This is a genomic window from Rathayibacter sp. AY1C5, from assembly GCF_002931705.1.
Lineage (GTDB): Bacteria > Actinomycetota > Actinomycetes > Actinomycetales > Microbacteriaceae > Rathayibacter.
The window spans coordinates 105,345-119,819 of the sequence record NZ_PSWD01000001.1 but is presented as its reverse complement, the minus strand read 5'-3'; the positions used below and the strand labels follow the sequence as shown (position 1 = coordinate 119,819).

Genomic DNA, 14,475 nt, shown 5'->3' with positions numbered 1-14,475 from the left:
ACCTCCGCGGAACGGCTCTGACATGGGCCGCCACGCCGACGACGCCCTCCTCCGCCGCCCGACCGCCTCTCGTCCCTCCGTCATCGCCGCGACCCGCGTCACCGACGCTCCGGAGACCCGCGGGCGGCCGTCGCGCGCGCCGGCGGATCCCGCTCAGCGGCGGCACGAGCGGATCGTCCTCGTCTTCCTCGCGGTGCTCCTGGCGCTGAGCGTCGTGCAGCTCTACACCCTGGGCCCCGTCACCGCTCCGGTCGCCTGGAGCCTGCTCTTCCTCCCGTACTCCGTGGCGCGGCTGCGCGGCGGGCGGATCGACCGGTTCGTGGTCGTGGTCCTCCTCGTGATCGCCGGCACCCTCTTCGCGCTCACCTACTCCGGAGCACGCGCGGCCGCGCTGCGCGACGTGGTCTCCGTCGTCTCCTTCCTCACTCCGTACCTGGCCGTCCGCGGGCTCGGCGACGGCGCCTGGCGTGTCGTCGGCCGCGCCCTCAACTGGGCGGCGCCCGTGTTCCTCCTCCAGGTGACGCTCACGATCCTCTTCCAGCTCGATCCCGTGCAGGAGACCGCCTACCTCCGGTGGCCGGAAGCGGTGCTGTTCTCCGACATCTACGTGCGGGACATCTTCACGACGTCCTTCAACAACGTCCTGCAGGAGAAGTCGGGAGGGTTCTTCCTCAACGGCAACATCGCCTCGATGTACATGGCCACGACCGGCGCGCTGGCCTTCGCCGTCTGGAGACGGCAGCGGGGGAGTCTCCTCCTGCTCGTCGCCGTCGCCGGGCTGGTCGGCGCCCTCTTCACGCTGTCCAAGACCGCGATCGTCCTCGCGATCGTCCTGCCCCTGCTGGTCGCCGCGATCCGCGGACTCAAGGGACGCAGCCTCGGTCCGGTCGCCTGGATGATCACCATCCCCTCCGGGATCACGGCCGTGTACGCCGTCGCCGTGTCCTTCCCGCAGCTGGCGGAGGCGGGCGTGCTCACGCTCGGGGCCCGCGGCGACTTCCTGCGCCTGGCTGCGAGCGCGTTCCCCGACAACTGGCTGCTGGGGCTGGGGTACGGCGGATGGCAGGAGCTGTGGCTGGCGCGCGGGTCGCAGTTCACCCAGCACAGCGAGCCGCGCCCGCCTCACAACCTCCTCGTCACCGCGTGGACCAACGGCGGGCTCCTGATCGCGCTCCCCGTCATCGCGTTCCTCCTCCTCGCCACCATCGCCGTCGTGCGCCTGCTCCTCCGGGTCGCCCGGAACGAGGCCGTCGCCGTCGGGGCGCTCGCCGTCGCCGTCCTCTGGACGTTCCTGCACGGGATGGCCGACAACACCACCTGGTTCGGCGATCAGCACTCGCTCGCGACGCTCGCCGTCTCCGTGGCGCTCGTGGGCGTCCTGTCGGCGGAGGCGCCCGCCACGCCGGGCCGAGTGCCTCACGGAAGCGCTCCGGCGGCCTCGGCCGGCGCGGGTCGGGCGCCGCTGCGACGGCCGCCGAGCCCCGGCCTCGGGCGGCGCTGACGCGACCGCCGCGCCGCAGCCGGTCCGGACACGGACCGCGCCGGTATCATCGACCCGTTATGGCACGCATCTACGACTGCTCCGTCGACACGGACCTCCTGACCGGCACCCGTCTCGCGCGGACGGCCATCGGCCGCGGCGAGCTCGTGGTGATCCCCACCGACACCGTCTACGGCGTCGCGGCCAACGCGTTCGACGCCGCCGCGGTCCAGCGCCTGCTCGACGCGAAGGGACGGACGAGGCAGTCGCCGCCGCCCGTCCTGATCGGGGACGTGGCCGCCCTCGACGCCCTCGCCGAGAACGTGCCGGAGGCGGTGCGCGACCTCGCGCGCGAGTTCTGGCCCGGCGGGCTCACCATCGTCCTGCACGCCCAGCCTTCACTGGTCTGGGACCTGGGCGAGACGCGCGGGACCGTGGCGCTGCGCATGCCGGACAACCCGGTGACGATCGAGCTCCTCGCCGAGACCGGCCCGCTGGCGGTCTCCTCCGCCAATCGCACGGGGCAGCCCTCGGCCACGACCGCACAGGAGGCGTTCGACCAGCTCGGCGACTCCGTCGACGTCTATCTCGACGCCGGCGCCGCCGGATCGCGCTACAGCGACCGCCCCGCGGGCGCCAGCGAGTCCTCGACGATCGTCGACGCGACAGCGCTGAGCTTCGAGGGCGGCACCCTGCGCATCCTGCGCCAGGGCGTCGTGTCGGCCGAGCGGATCCGCGAGGTCGTCGGAGACCTGCTGCCGGATCCGGACGCGCCTCGTGCCGAGACGTCGGAGCCCGACGCCTCCACGGCCGGCGCGGCGCAGGCCGGGTACCAGCAGGAGCCCGCCGAGACCGCGACCGGCAGCGACCCGTACGCCTTCGAGCGGACCCCGACCGCGCGCCCCGACTGGGCCTCCGGCGCCCGCCTGCAGGACGACTCCGCGCCCGGCGACTCCGCGCCCGTCGATTCCGCCGATGCGCCGGACACGGGCTCGTCGAGCACGAACGCGCCGACGCCCAACACCGGCACCGGCGCCGCCCGCACCGACTCCGCTCCGGGTGAGTAACCGGTGATCACCTTCGCCCTCGTCTCGCTCGCGGTCGCGCTCGTGACCGGAGCGCTGTCGTGGGTCATCTGGAAGCTGAGCCTGAAGTACCGGCTCTACCCGAAGATCCGCGTCAGGGACATGCACACGCGGCCGACCCCCCGCCTGGGCGGCATCGCGATGTTCCTCGGGATCCTCGTCGGCTTCGGCATCGCCTCCCAGCTGCCCTACTTCCGGCTGGTGTTCGCCAATCCCGAGCCGATCCTCGCGATCCTCGGCGCGAGCCTGCTCATCGTCCTCATCGGCGTCGCCGACGACATCTGGGACCTGGACTGGACCACGAAGCTGGCCGGTCAGCTGATCGCCGCCGGCCTGATCGCCTGGAAGGGCGTGCAGATCGTCTCCCTGCCGATCGGCGGCCTGACCGTCGGCTCGCCGTGGATGTCGCTGATCATCACCGTGCTCGCGATCGTCCTGGTCACCAACGCTCTCAACTTCATCGACGGCCTCGACGGCCTCGTGGCGGGCGTCGCCGTGATCGCCAACGGGGTCTTCTTCCTCTACAGCTACCTGCTGGTGCAGCAGACCTCGCCCACCGACTACTTCAACCTGGCCTCGCTCATCGCGGTCCTGCTCGTCGGCGCCTGCGCCGGATTCCTCCCCATCAACTGGCGTCCGGCGCGGATGTTCATGGGCGACAGCGGCGCACTGCTGATCGGGATGCTGATGGCCACCTCCGCGATCGCGGTCACCGGCCAGATCGACCCGGCCCAGCTCGCGGCGAAGGAGCTCCTGCCCGCGTTCATCCCGATCATCCTGCCGTTCGCGATACTCGTGGTGCCGCTGATGGACTTCGGCCTCGCTGTGATCAGGCGCCTGCGCGCGGGAAAGTCGCCGTTCAGCGCCGACCGGAAGCACCTGCACCACCGCCTGCTCGACATGGGGCACTCCCACCTGCACGCCGTGCTGATCTTCTACGCGTGGACCGCCGTCGTCGCCGTCAGCTGCCTGCTGATGTTCGTGGTCGACGTGCTGTGGGTCCCGCTCGTCTTCCTCGGAGTCGGTCTGCTGGTCTGCACCGTCGTCACGCTCGCCCCGCTCAGCCGCCGCAAGCGGCTCGAGGCGGCGGCGCAGTCCGCGGAGGCCTCACCCGTCCTCGACCCCCTCGACCGCGCGTCCTCGACGGAGCTGCTCCGTCCGCCGGCCGGACTCCCGATCGACCGGGACACGACAGCGCCGACCACGGCGCGGAAGGAAGCATCATGACCGGAGCCTCCCCGGCCACCCCCCGTCCGCAGCCCGCGTCCGTCCCCGTCCTGCGCCGCGCGCTGGTCGTGGGCGGCCTCTTCGTGCTCGCCCTGGCCGTTCTCGGCACCGTCGTCGGCGGGATCGCCGCCGGGGGAGAGGGCGCGATCGGAGCCCTCCTCGGCGCGATCGTCGGCGGCGTGATGGTGCTCCTCACCGCCGCGAGCATCCTCGTCGCCAACCGCCTCGACATCGGCGGGTTCTTCGCCGTCGTCCTCGGCACGTGGCTCGCCAAGTTCGTGCTGTTCGTGATCGCCGCCCTGGTCCTGCGCGATCAGCCGTGGCTGAACAGCACCGCGATGTTCGTCACGATCATCGTCGCCGTCCTGGGGTCCCTGGTGATCGACGTCCTGGTCGTCTCGCGCTCGCGCATGCCGAACGTCAGCGACATCGCCCGATGAGGACGAGCCGAACGGTTCCTGAGAGGACCACGATTCGGCTCTCAGGCCGTTCTGTTGCTACAGTAGGGACGAATCCCGCAGGCGAACGTGTCCTCAGATCGTCTCATCGTTGATGGCGGTCGTCGAGCACGATCGCCGTCCGAGCGGAAAACCCCACCTTTCGTCGTCGCGAGAGCGTTGCGTCCGAATGATTCGATTCGGTCGGCTGCAACGTGCCACGCCCCGAATTCCAGGAGCTAGCGCTGTTTGCTAACGCTGTGACCCTGTTGGTCTCGTCCTCGACCGGTGAGAGTGACTTCCACACCCCGTCGATCTCCGAGTTCTTCCCGCCCGGTTTCCTCTTCGAGGGAACCCCTTTCGAGATCAACCGCGTCATGCTGGTCCGCTTCATCGCGGTCATCGCACTGATGCTGTTCTTCTGGCTCGGGACGCGCAAGCTGCGCCTCGTCCCCGGCCGCTTCCAGAACGTCGTCGAGCTCGCGTTCGACTTCGTCCGCGTCACCATCGCCAAGGACATCCTCGGCGAGAAGGACGCGCGCCGGTTCCTCCCGATCCTCGTGACGATCTTCTTCGCGATCATCTCGATGAACCTGACCGGCATCGTCCCGTTCCTGAACATCGCGGGGACCTCCGTGGTGGGCATGCCGCTCTTCCTCGGCCTGGTCGCCTACGTGACGTTCATCTACGCGGGCATCAAGGACCGGGGGATGGGCTTCTTCAAGAACGCCCTGTTCCCGCCCGGAGCGCCGTTCCTGATCTACTTCATCCTCACGCCGATCGAGCTGCTGCAGACGTTCATCATCCGTCCGCTCTCGCTCGCACTGCGGCTCGTGATGAACATGATCGTCGGCCACCTCCTGCTGGTGCTGTGCTTCTCGGCCACGCAGTTCTTCCTCTTCAGCTCCCAGATCGACCCGGGCTTCAAGCTCTTCGGCGTCGTGACCTTCGCCTTCGGCGGTGCGTTCACGCTCTTCGAGCTCCTCGTCGCCGTGCTGCAGGCCTACATCTTCACCCTCCTCGCTGCGGTCTACATCCAGTTGGCCGTCGCCGAGGAGCACTGACCCCACTACTCACGGGCTCCCGCCCGTTCTCACGATCACCCCACTGAAAGGACCCACTCGTGGACTCAGTCACCGTTCTCGCCGAACTCACCGGCAACATCGCGACGGTCGGTTACGGCCTCGCAGCGATCGGCCCCGGCATCGGTGTCGGCATCGTCGCGGGCAAGACCGTCGAGGCCATGGCGCGCCAGCCCGAGATGGCCGGCCGCCTCCAGACCACGATGTTCCTCGGCATCGCGTTCACCGAGGTGCTCGCGCTCATCGGCCTCGCCACCTACTTCATCTTCGCGGCGTAGTCGTGTTCAGCACCGCTGTGAACATCGCTGCGGAAGAAGGTGACGTCCCCGCGGTCATTCTGATCCCGGAGTTCTACGACTTCTTCTGGTCGGGGGTGATCTTCCTCATCCTGCTGTTCTTCTTCTGGAGGCTGGTCCTGCCGCGCCTGCAGAAGATGCTCGACGCGCGCTCCGCCGCGATCGAGGGGAACATCGCGAAGGCCGACGAGGCCCAGCGACAGGCCGAGGCCGCCCTCGAGAAGTACACCGCCCAGCTGGCCGAGGCCCGCGCCGAGGCCGGAGTGATCCGTGAGAAGGCGAACGCCGACGGCAACGCGATCGTGGCGGCGAAGAAGGAGCAGGCGCAGGTCGAGGCCGAGCGCATCCTCCACAACGCGCACGCCCAGATCGAGGCGGACCGTCAGGCCGCCGTGGTCTCGCTCCGCTCCGAAGTCGGAACCCTCGCCATCGACCTCGCCTCCGGCGTGATCGGCGAGAGCCTCAACGACGACGCGAAGGCGTCCGCGATCGTGGACCGCTTCCTCGCCGACCTCGAGGCCTCGGAGAAGGCGAACAACTGATGGGCAGCGCGTCCAGGCAGGCACTCGCATCGGCGAAGGCGGAGCTCTCCGCCCTCGCCGGTCAGGCGTCCCTCGACACGGCCCAGCAGCTCTTCGAGGCCGCACGGGTCATCGACGGCCAGGCGCAGCTGCGCGCGGCCCTCGCCGACCCGAGCGCCGACTCGAGCAGCAAGCAGGCTCTCGTCGCCCGCGTGTTCGGTCCCTTCGGCGAGCCGGCCAAGCGCCTGCTCACCGTGATCGTCGGCCACCGCTGGTCGAGCCCGAGCGACATGGTCGCCGGGGTCGAGGAGGTCGGGGTCCGCGCGATCGCGTCCTCCGCTCCGGAGGGGGTCAACCTCGAGAAGGAGCTCCACTCCTTCGGCGAGGTCGTCGCCTCCGACGCCCAGCTCGAGCTCGCGCTCGGCAGCAAGCTCGCCGCCGCCGACTCGAAGGTCGCGCTCGTGCAGCGCCTCCTCGAGGGCAAGGCCGCGGCCGAGACGCTGGCGATCCTCCGGCAGCTGATCGCGCACCCGCGCGGTCGCCGCATCCCGGAGCTCGTCCGCTTCGCAGCAGGCGTGGTCGCCGACCAGGGCGGGTTCATCCTCGCCACGGTCTCGGTCGCCGCACCGATCGCCCCCGAGCAGCTCGACCGGCTCCGCTCGGCGCTCACGCGCCAGTACAGCCGACCGGTCTCCGTCAACGTCGTGGTCGATCCCTCCCTCCTGGGCGGGATGCGCCTGCACGTCGGCGACGAGGTCATCGACGGAACCGTCTCCGCACGGCTGTCCGACCTGAAGCTCCAGCTCGCGTCCTGACGGGCGCACGTATCCTCAGAGGGCACTGCCCTCGACCCCCGCACCATCCAGGTCAGGCCCCGACGACCTCTTCGGCTCGCACGGACCCAACGAATAGGAATTCCCATGGCAGATATCACCATCAGCCCGGATGAGATCCGCGACGCGCTGAAGGACTTCGTCTCGTCGTACGAGCCGGGCAAGGCCTCCACCACCGAGGTCGGCTACGTCATCGACGCCGCCGACGGCATCGCCCACGTCGAGGGCCTCCCCGGCGTCATGGCCAACGAGCTCATCCGCTTCTCCAACGGCGTCCTGGGCCTGGCCCAGAACCTCGACGAGAACGAGATCGGCGTCGTCGTCCTCGGCGAGTTCTCCGGCATCGAGGAGGGCATGGAGGTCACCCGCACCGGCGAGGTCCTCTCGGTCCCCGTCGGCGACGGCTACCTCGGGCGCGTCGTCGACCCGCTCGGCAACCCGATCGACGGACTCGGCGAGATCGCCTCCGAGGGCCGCCGCGCCCTCGAGCTCCAGGCTCCCGGCGTCATGTCGCGCAAGTCGGTCCACGAGCCGCTGCAGACCGGCATCAAGGCCATCGACGCGATGATCCCGGTCGGCCGCGGCCAGCGCCAGCTCATCATCGGGGACCGCCAGACCGGCAAGACGGCCATCGCGATCGACACGATCATCAACCAGAAGGCCAACTGGGAGTCGGGCGACACGAACAAGCAGGTCCGCTGCATCTACGTCGCGATCGGCCAGAAGGGCTCGACCATCGCCTCGGTGAAGGGCGCGCTCGAGGACGCCGGAGCGATGGAGTACACGACCATCGTCGCGTCCCCGGCCTCCGACCCCGCCGGCTTCAAGTACCTCGCCCCCTACACCGGCTCGGCCATCGGCCAGCACTGGATGTACGGCGGCAAGCACGTCCTGATCATCTTCGACGACCTGTCGAAGCAGGCCGAGGCCTACCGCGCCGTGTCGCTCCTCCTGCGCCGCCCGCCGGGACGCGAGGCGTACCCGGGTGACGTCTTCTACCTGCACTCCCGTCTGCTGGAGCGCTGCGCGAAGCTGTCCGACGAGCTCGGCGCCGGCTCGATGACCGGTCTCCCGATCATCGAGACCAAGGCCAACGACGTCTCGGCCTACATCCCGACCAACGTGATCTCGATCACCGACGGCCAGATCTTCCTCCAGTCCGACCTCTTCAACGCCAACCAGCGTCCCGCGGTCGACGTGGGCATCTCGGTCTCGCGGGTCGGCGGCGACGCGCAGGTCAAGTCGATCAAGAAGGTCTCCGGCACGCTGAAGCTCGAGCTGGCGCAGTACCGCTCGCTCGAGGCCTTCGCGATGTTCGCCTCCGACCTCGACGCCGCCTCGCGCCGTCAGCTCGCCCGCGGCGCCCGCCTGACCGAGCTGCTCAAGCAGCCGCAGTACTCGCCGTACCCCGTCGAGGAGCAGGTCGTCTCGATCTGGGCCGGAACGAACGGCAAGCTCGACGAGGTCCCGGTCCCCGACGTGCTGCGCTTCGAGCGCGAGCTCCTGGACTACCTGGGCCGCAACACCCAGGTGCTGAACACCCTCCGCGACACCAACGTGCTCTCCGACGACACCGTCGCCGAGCTCAACCGTGCCGTCGACGGCTTCAAGCTGGAGTTCCAGACCGGTGAGGGCAAGCCGCTCGCCTCGGTCGGGCGCGAGGAGCACCAGGCCATCGCGGCCGACGAGGTCGGCCAGGAGAAGATCGTCAAGGGCCGTCGCTGACCAGCGGCACCCCGTCGATTCGCCACTTTTAGGACAACAGGAGACACATGGGAGCGCAACTCCGGGTCTACCGGTCGAAGATCCGCTCGGCCCAGACGACCAAGAAGATCACTCGGGCCATGGAGCTGATCTCGGCCTCGCGCATCCAGAAGGCGCAGAACCGCGTCGCTGCCGCGGCGCCGTACTCGAACGCGATCACGCGCGCCGTGTCCGCTGTCGCGACCTACTCGAACGTGGAGCACCCGCTCACGACCGAGCGCGAGAAGCTGGACACGGCCGCGATCGTGATCTTCACCTCCGACCGCGGCCTCGCCGGCGCGTTCTCCTCGAGCGTGCTCAAGGAGGCCGAGGAGCTGGCCGCGCTGCTGCGCAGCGAGGGCAAGGAGGTCGTCTTCTACCTGGTCGGCCGCAAGGCGAACGCGTACTTCTCGTTCCGGAAGCGGGCCAGCGTCCGCGTCTGGACGGGCGGCACCGACCAGCCCGTGTTCGAGACGGCGAAGGAGATCGCGGACGCGGTCGTCGAGTCGTACAACCTCGATGACGAGGAGGGCGGCGTGGACGAGATCCACCTCGTCTACAACCGCTTCGTCAGCATGGTCACCCAGCAGCCGACCGTCGTCCGGCTGCTGCCGCTCGAGGTCGTCGAGGGCGCCGAGGAGCAGAACAGCGAGCTGTACCCGCTCTACGAGTTCGAGCCCGACCCCGAGACGGTCCTCGACCGCCTCCTGCCCGTGTACGTCGAGAGCCGCATCTTCAACGCGATGCTGCAGTCGGCGGCCTCGGAGCACGCGGCACGCCAGAAGGCCATGAAGTCGGCGAGCGACAACGCGGACACGCTGATCAAGACCTACACGCGTCTCGCCAACAACGCCCGCCAGACCGAGATCACGCAGCAGATCGCCGAGATCGTCGGCGGCGCCGACGCCCTGTCCTCCTCCAAGTAAGAGGGCTCCGCTCCACACAGTTTCGACTCCGCCCTCCGGGAGCGGTGAGACCACAGAAGGAAGTAGCAATGACACTGACCGCACCTGAGGCGGCGACCGGGACGTCGGGCGGGGCCATCGGCCGCATCGCCCGCGTCACCGGCCCCGTCGTTGACATCGAGTTCCCCCACGACGCGATCCCCGAGGTCTACAACGCGCTCTACACGCACGTCGAGGTCGAGGGCGTCTCGAGCAAGCTGACCTTCGAGGTCGCGCAGCACCTGGGCGACGACCTCGTCCGGGCCATCTCCCTGAACCCCACCGACGGACTCGTCCGCGGCCAGGAGGTCCACGACACCGGCCTGCCGATCTCGGTCCCGGTCGGCGACGTGACCAAGGGCAAGGTCTTCAACGTGATCGGCGAGGTGCTCAACGCCGACGCCGACGGGAAGATCAACGGCGAGTCGTTCGAGATCACCGAGCGCTGGCCCATCCACCGCAAGCCCCCGCAGTTCGATCAGCTCGAGTCCAAGACCGAGCTGTTCGAGACCGGCATCAAGGTCATCGACCTGCTCACTCCGTACGTGCAGGGCGGCAAGATCGGCCTGTTCGGCGGCGCGGGCGTCGGCAAGACCGTCCTCATCCAGGAGATGATCCAGCGCGTCGCGCAGGACCACGGTGGAGTGTCCGTGTTCGCCGGCGTCGGCGAGCGCACCCGTGAGGGGAACGACCTCATCGCCGAGATGGAGGAGGCGGGCGTCTTCGACAAGACCGCGCTTGTCTTCGGCCAGATGGACGAGCCGCCGGGAACGCGTCTGCGCGTCGCCCTGTCGGCACTGACCATGGCGGAGTACTTCCGCGATGTGCAGAAGCAGGACGTGCTGCTCTTCATCGACAACATCTTCCGCTTCACGCAGGCCGGCTCGGAGGTGTCGACCCTCCTGGGCCGCATGCCCTCCGCGGTGGGCTACCAGCCGAACCTCGCCGACGAGATGGGTGTGCTCCAGGAGCGCATCACCTCGACGCGCGGACACTCGATCACCTCGCTGCAGGCGATCTACGTCCCCGCCGACGACTACACGGACCCGGCGCCGGCGACCACCTTCGCCCACCTCGACGCGACCACCGAGCTCTCCCGTGAGATCGCGTCGAAGGGCCTCTACCCGGCCGTCGACCCGCTCACGTCCACCTCGCGCATCCTCGACCCCCGCTACCTGGGCGCCGACCACTACCGCGTGGCGACGAACGTGAAGCAGATCCTGCAGAAGAACAAGGAGCTGCAGGAGATCATCGCGATCCTCGGTGTCGACGAGCTGTCGGAGGAGGACAAGATCACGGTGTCGCGTGCGCGCCGGATCCAGCAGTTCCTCTCGCAGAACACCTACATGGCGAAGAAGTTCACCGGTGTCGAGGGATCGACCGTCCCGCTGAAGGACACGATCGAGTCGTTCGACGCGATCACCAAGGGCGAGTTCGACCACGTGGCCGAGCAGGCGTTCTTCAACGTCGGCTCGATCTCGGACGTCGAGGAGAAGTGGACCCAGATCCAGAAGGAGAACGGCTGATCATGGCCGGGACCCTGAAGGTCAGCGTCGTGTCCGCGAACGCCGAGGTGTGGTCCGGAGAGGCGAAGCAGCTCACGGCTCGCACGGTCGAGGGCGAGATCGGCATCCTCGCCGGCCACGAGCCGATGCTCGCGATCCTCGCCACCGGCGAGGTGCGCGTCACGGCCCTGGACGGCACGCGTCTCACCGCGCAGGCCGACGACGGCTTCCTGTCCGTCGAGAACGACGTGGTGACCGTGGTCGCCCGTCAGGCATCGCTGGTCTAGTACACCGCCGCTCACCGCGGCTCGGAGGGGCCGGACGATCATCGCGATCGTCCGGCCCCTTCGTCGTGCCGCCCGTCCCTCTTCTCCGAAGGAGTCCTGTGCACGTCCTGCTGCCACCGTCCGAGACGAAGCGCGACGGCGGCGACGAGCCGTTCGTGCTCGAGTCGCTCGCCTTCCCCGAGCTCCACGCGAAGCGGCGCGAGCTGGCGGAGGCGCTGATCGCGCTGGCCGGGGACCCCGAGCTCTCTGCCCGGGCGCTGAAGCTCGGTCCGCGTCAGTTCGGCGAGATCGATCGCAACGCGGGGCTCGCGACCGCGGCAGGTCTCCCCGCGGTCGACCGCTTCGACGGGGTGCTGTTCGATGCGCTCGACGCGCGCAGCCTCGATTCCGGTGCACGGGAGGTGCTCGGTCGGACGGCGATCGTGCAGTCCGCGCTCTGGGGGCCGATCCGCGCCCTCGACCTGATCCCTGCATACCGTCTGTCCCACGACTCCCGTGTGCCGGGCAGACCGCTCAAGCGGTGGTGGGCGGCGGAGGCCGGGCGGGTGCTGAGCGCGCTCGACGGGCTCGTCCTCGATCTGCGGAGTGAGGCGTACGCGGCGCTCGGACCGGTCCCTGCGGGCGAGGGGCGGTTCTTCGTCCGCGTCCGCTCGCGCGGGTGCGACGGCGTCCTCCGGTCGCTGAACCACTTCAACAAGCAGGGCAAGGGACGCTTCGTCAGGGCGCTGGCGGAGGACCGGGTGGCGACGGAGTCGCTCGGCGAGCTCTCGGCGTGGGCGGCCGGGCGCGGGTTCCTGCTCGCCGAGAACCGGCACACGGGAGAGCTCGACCTCGTCGTGCCGGAGTCGTAGGCGTCAGCGTCGGCGCCAGCAGCCGGTGAGGTGGTCGTCGACGACTCCGGCCGACTGCATCAGCGCGTACGCGGTGGTCGGTCCGACGAAGCGGAGCCCGGCGGCCTTCAGCGCTCGCGCGAGCGCCGTCGACCCGGGCGTCGTCGCAGGGACGTCGGCGGCTCGGACCACCCGGTCCTCGACGTCCGGATCGTGGAAGGACCACACGAGCTCGTCGAGCGCGCCCTCGCCTCTCTGCTCCAGGAGCGCGAGCACGGCCCGGGCGTTGTCCCGGGTGGCGATGATCTTCGCGCGGTTCCGGATGATGCCGCTGTCCTCCATCAGCCGCTCGACATCGGTGTCGTCGTACCGGGCGACGCGGGCCGGATCGAAGCCGTCGAAGGCCTCGCGGAACCTCGGCCGCTTGCGGAGGATCGTGATCCAGGAGAGGCCGGACTGGAACGCCTCGAGGGAGATCTTCTCGAACAGCAGGCGATCTCCGTGCAGCGGGGTGCCCCATTCCTCGTCGTGGTAGCGGCGGTACTCCGGATCCGCGCCGCTCCAGGCGCAGCGGACCAGGCCGTCCTCTCCCTCGACGAGTCCGTCGGCCGTGCTCATCGGTGGGGGATCCCCTCGTGATCGAGAAGCCAGGCTTTCGTGGCGACGCCCTCGCCCGCGCTGAAGCCGGTGATCCGTCCGTCGCTCGCGAGGACGCGGTGGCAGCCCACGATGATCGGCACCGGGTTCGCACCTACCGCTCCGCCGATCGGCCGGCCCGCCCGGGGGCGACCGGCGGCCGTGCCCAGTGCGCCGTAGGAGGTGATCTCCCCGAAGCCCAGAGCCTGGAGCCGCTGCCAGATCTCGAGCTGGAAGGGCGTGCCGCGCAGAGCGACCGGCAGATCGAAAGAGCGGCGGGTCCCGTCGAAGTACTCGTCCAGCTGCTCGACGGCCCGCAGGAGCACCGGGAGGTCCGACTCCGGGAGGTGCTCGTGCGGGAGCAGACCGGCCTGCTCGATGGCGAGCGAGACGATCGCATCGCCGTCGCTGCCCACCTCGATGCGGCCGAGGGGGCTCGTCGTCCGTCGGACGTGAAGGGGAGTCGTTCTCATGCGTCGAGAGTATCCGCGGGACTCCCCACCGACCGGCGGGAATCGGACACCGGTGCAGAACTCGGCCGATCGGTCCCTGTGGAGGGATTCCTGGCCGGAGGGCGCCATCCGAGCGCCGGCGATTCGGTGTCGATGGGACCTCTCCCTCCACAGGCGGCGATCTCGAGATCCTTCCGATGATCCCGAGGGCCGTCGCTCCCGGCGGGTGCGAGGGTCGGCAGGATCGCAGCATGACCTCCTCAGCGATCTTCCTCCACCCCGCTCCCGCCTCGCGTGTCCCGGCCTCACCCGACGACGCCGCCCTGTTCCATGCCGCTCACGGATCCCGGCGGGGTGCGGCGGAGGCGAGCCTCGTGCTCGTCCCGTTCCGGGCCGGCGCGCCGAGCGGCTCGCTCCGCTTCGAGCTGTCGGGTGCGGATCCGTCCCTGATCGCGCGGGCCTGCCTCGGTGCGCTCGGCCGGTTCGGGCGGGTGCGGCGAGCACTCGCGCTGGTGCATCCCGGCGAGGCGGGTCCGGAGTCGTGCGAGGGACTCGTCGCCGCCCTCGAGGAGCGTGCGCGCCGGCTCCCCGGCCTCGCCCTCCGCGTCGCCGTGCTCCCGTCCTCCGGCGGCGACGACGGGCTCGAGGCCGGCGACCGGGACGACCCGCGAGCGGTGGCCGCCGCGGTCGACCGTCTCCTCGACCGCCACCCGCGGGCCGAACTGCCCGACGTGCTGTTGCGCGGTGTCGACGACCTCGTCCGGCGAGCTCTCGCCGGTCCCGATCCCGAGGTCCGGCCGGCGGGCCTGGCTGCGCTCGTCGTGGCCGTGCAGCGCAGCCGCGGTGCGGACCGCGTGTTGCGGTCGGCGCGGAGCGGTGACCCCGGCGCGGCGGGAGCGCTCGCCCCGCTGCTCCGCCGTGCCGCCGTCGTCGCACCCCCGAGTGAGCGAGCCGGAGTGCTCGTCCTCCTCGCCCGGATCCTGGCCGGTGAGGGCCGTGCCGACGAGGCCGGACGGCTCGCCGACGAGGCCGTCGCTCTCGATCCGCACCACGCAGGTGCGCGCCGAGTCGCGGCCGCACTCGCCGCCGATCGTCGGGAGCGCGCCGCGTGAGGGCG

At 69.9% G+C, this 14,475-nt stretch carries 16 protein-coding genes; 14 read left to right on the top strand and 2 right to left on the bottom strand.

Features of this window, described 5'->3' with window-relative positions; all coding sequences use genetic code 11:
- Window positions 1–22 precede the first annotated feature (22 nt).
- The 13 genes from C5C57_RS00555 to C5C57_RS00495 all read left to right on the top strand — a co-directional run bounded on the left by C5C57_RS00555 (window position 23) and on the right by C5C57_RS00495 (window position 12,291).
- Window positions 23–1,501 carry an O-antigen ligase gene (locus C5C57_RS00555; protein ID WP_104246586.1) on the top strand — a complete coding sequence of 493 codons (1,479 nt, stop codon included), beginning with the start codon at window positions 23–25 and terminating at the stop codon, window positions 1,499–1,501.
- A 59-nt stretch (window positions 1,502–1,560) separates the two neighbouring features.
- The gene (locus C5C57_RS00550) at window positions 1,561–2,547 is read left to right on the top strand and encodes an L-threonylcarbamoyladenylate synthase (RefSeq protein ID WP_104260103.1); all 987 of its coding nucleotides are present in this window, start codon (window positions 1,561–1,563) and stop codon (window positions 2,545–2,547) included.
- Window positions 2,548–2,550: 3 nt separating this feature from the next.
- Window positions 2,551–3,792 (top strand): MraY family glycosyltransferase, encoded by a 1,242-nt coding sequence (locus tag C5C57_RS00545; protein WP_181069041.1) that lies wholly within the window; start codon window positions 2,551–2,553, stop codon window positions 3,790–3,792.
- Window positions 3,789–4,232: a hypothetical protein gene (locus C5C57_RS00540; protein WP_104223021.1), complete on the top strand. Its 444-nt coding sequence runs from the start codon at window positions 3,789–3,791 to the stop codon at window positions 4,230–4,232. Before C5C57_RS00545 ends, C5C57_RS00540 begins: the two co-directional genes overlap by 4 nt.
- Before the next feature lie 257 nt (window positions 4,233–4,489).
- Entirely contained in the window at window positions 4,490–5,293 is an 804-nt protein-coding gene (gene atpB, locus C5C57_RS00535; RefSeq protein WP_068254016.1) for a F0F1 ATP synthase subunit A, read from the top strand.
- A 59-nt stretch (window positions 5,294–5,352) separates the two neighbouring features.
- Complete coding sequence (locus C5C57_RS00530; RefSeq protein WP_055794702.1) at window positions 5,353–5,589, top strand: ATP synthase F0 subunit C; 237 nt, start codon at window positions 5,353–5,355, stop codon at window positions 5,587–5,589.
- A 2-nt stretch (window positions 5,590–5,591) separates the two neighbouring features.
- On the top strand, window positions 5,592–6,149 hold the full coding sequence (locus tag C5C57_RS00525) for a F0F1 ATP synthase subunit B (RefSeq protein ID WP_244229449.1): 558 nt from the start codon (window positions 5,592–5,594) through the stop codon (window positions 6,147–6,149).
- Entirely contained in the window at window positions 6,149–6,943 is a 795-nt protein-coding gene (locus C5C57_RS00520) for a F0F1 ATP synthase subunit delta (RefSeq protein ID WP_104232703.1), read from the top strand. Before C5C57_RS00525 ends, C5C57_RS00520 begins: the two co-directional genes overlap by 1 nt.
- A 105-nt stretch (window positions 6,944–7,048) precedes the next feature.
- Complete coding sequence (gene atpA / locus C5C57_RS00515) at window positions 7,049–8,686, top strand: F0F1 ATP synthase subunit alpha (protein ID WP_104223023.1); 1,638 nt, start codon at window positions 7,049–7,051, stop codon at window positions 8,684–8,686.
- A 47-nt stretch (window positions 8,687–8,733) separates the two neighbouring features.
- On the top strand, window positions 8,734–9,630 hold the full coding sequence (locus C5C57_RS00510; protein ID WP_104223024.1) for a F0F1 ATP synthase subunit gamma: 897 nt from the start codon (window positions 8,734–8,736) through the stop codon (window positions 9,628–9,630).
- Between the two features lie 68 nt (window positions 9,631–9,698).
- On the top strand, window positions 9,699–11,174 hold the full coding sequence (atpD, locus tag C5C57_RS00505; protein WP_104223025.1) for a F0F1 ATP synthase subunit beta: 1,476 nt from the start codon (window positions 9,699–9,701) through the stop codon (window positions 11,172–11,174).
- A 2-nt stretch (window positions 11,175–11,176) separates the two neighbouring features.
- Window positions 11,177–11,440, top strand: coding sequence for a F0F1 ATP synthase subunit epsilon (locus C5C57_RS00500; protein WP_104223026.1), 264 nt, complete (start codon window positions 11,177–11,179; stop codon window positions 11,438–11,440).
- Between the two features lie 98 nt (window positions 11,441–11,538).
- Entirely contained in the window at window positions 11,539–12,291 is a 753-nt protein-coding gene (locus tag C5C57_RS00495; RefSeq protein WP_104246583.1) for a YaaA family protein, read from the top strand.
- A 3-nt stretch (window positions 12,292–12,294) separates the two neighbouring features.
- On the opposite strand, the gene C5C57_RS00490 is transcribed toward C5C57_RS00495, so the two are convergent.
- Both C5C57_RS00490 and C5C57_RS00485 read right to left on the bottom strand, forming a co-directional pair.
- Complete coding sequence (locus C5C57_RS00490; protein WP_104232699.1) at window positions 12,295–12,888, bottom strand: DNA-3-methyladenine glycosylase I; 594 nt, start codon at window positions 12,886–12,888, stop codon at window positions 12,295–12,297.
- Window positions 12,885–13,379, bottom strand: coding sequence for a methylated-DNA--[protein]-cysteine S-methyltransferase (locus C5C57_RS00485; RefSeq protein ID WP_104223029.1), 495 nt, complete (start codon window positions 13,377–13,379; stop codon window positions 12,885–12,887). The genes C5C57_RS00490 and C5C57_RS00485 overlap by 4 nt, the downstream gene beginning before the upstream one ends.
- A gap of 230 nt (window positions 13,380–13,609) precedes the next feature.
- Between C5C57_RS00485 and C5C57_RS00480 the strand changes: the two genes are divergently transcribed.
- Window positions 13,610–14,470 (top strand): hypothetical protein, encoded by an 861-nt coding sequence (locus tag C5C57_RS00480; protein WP_104246582.1) that lies wholly within the window; start codon window positions 13,610–13,612, stop codon window positions 14,468–14,470.
- Window positions 14,471–14,475 lie beyond the last annotated feature (5 nt).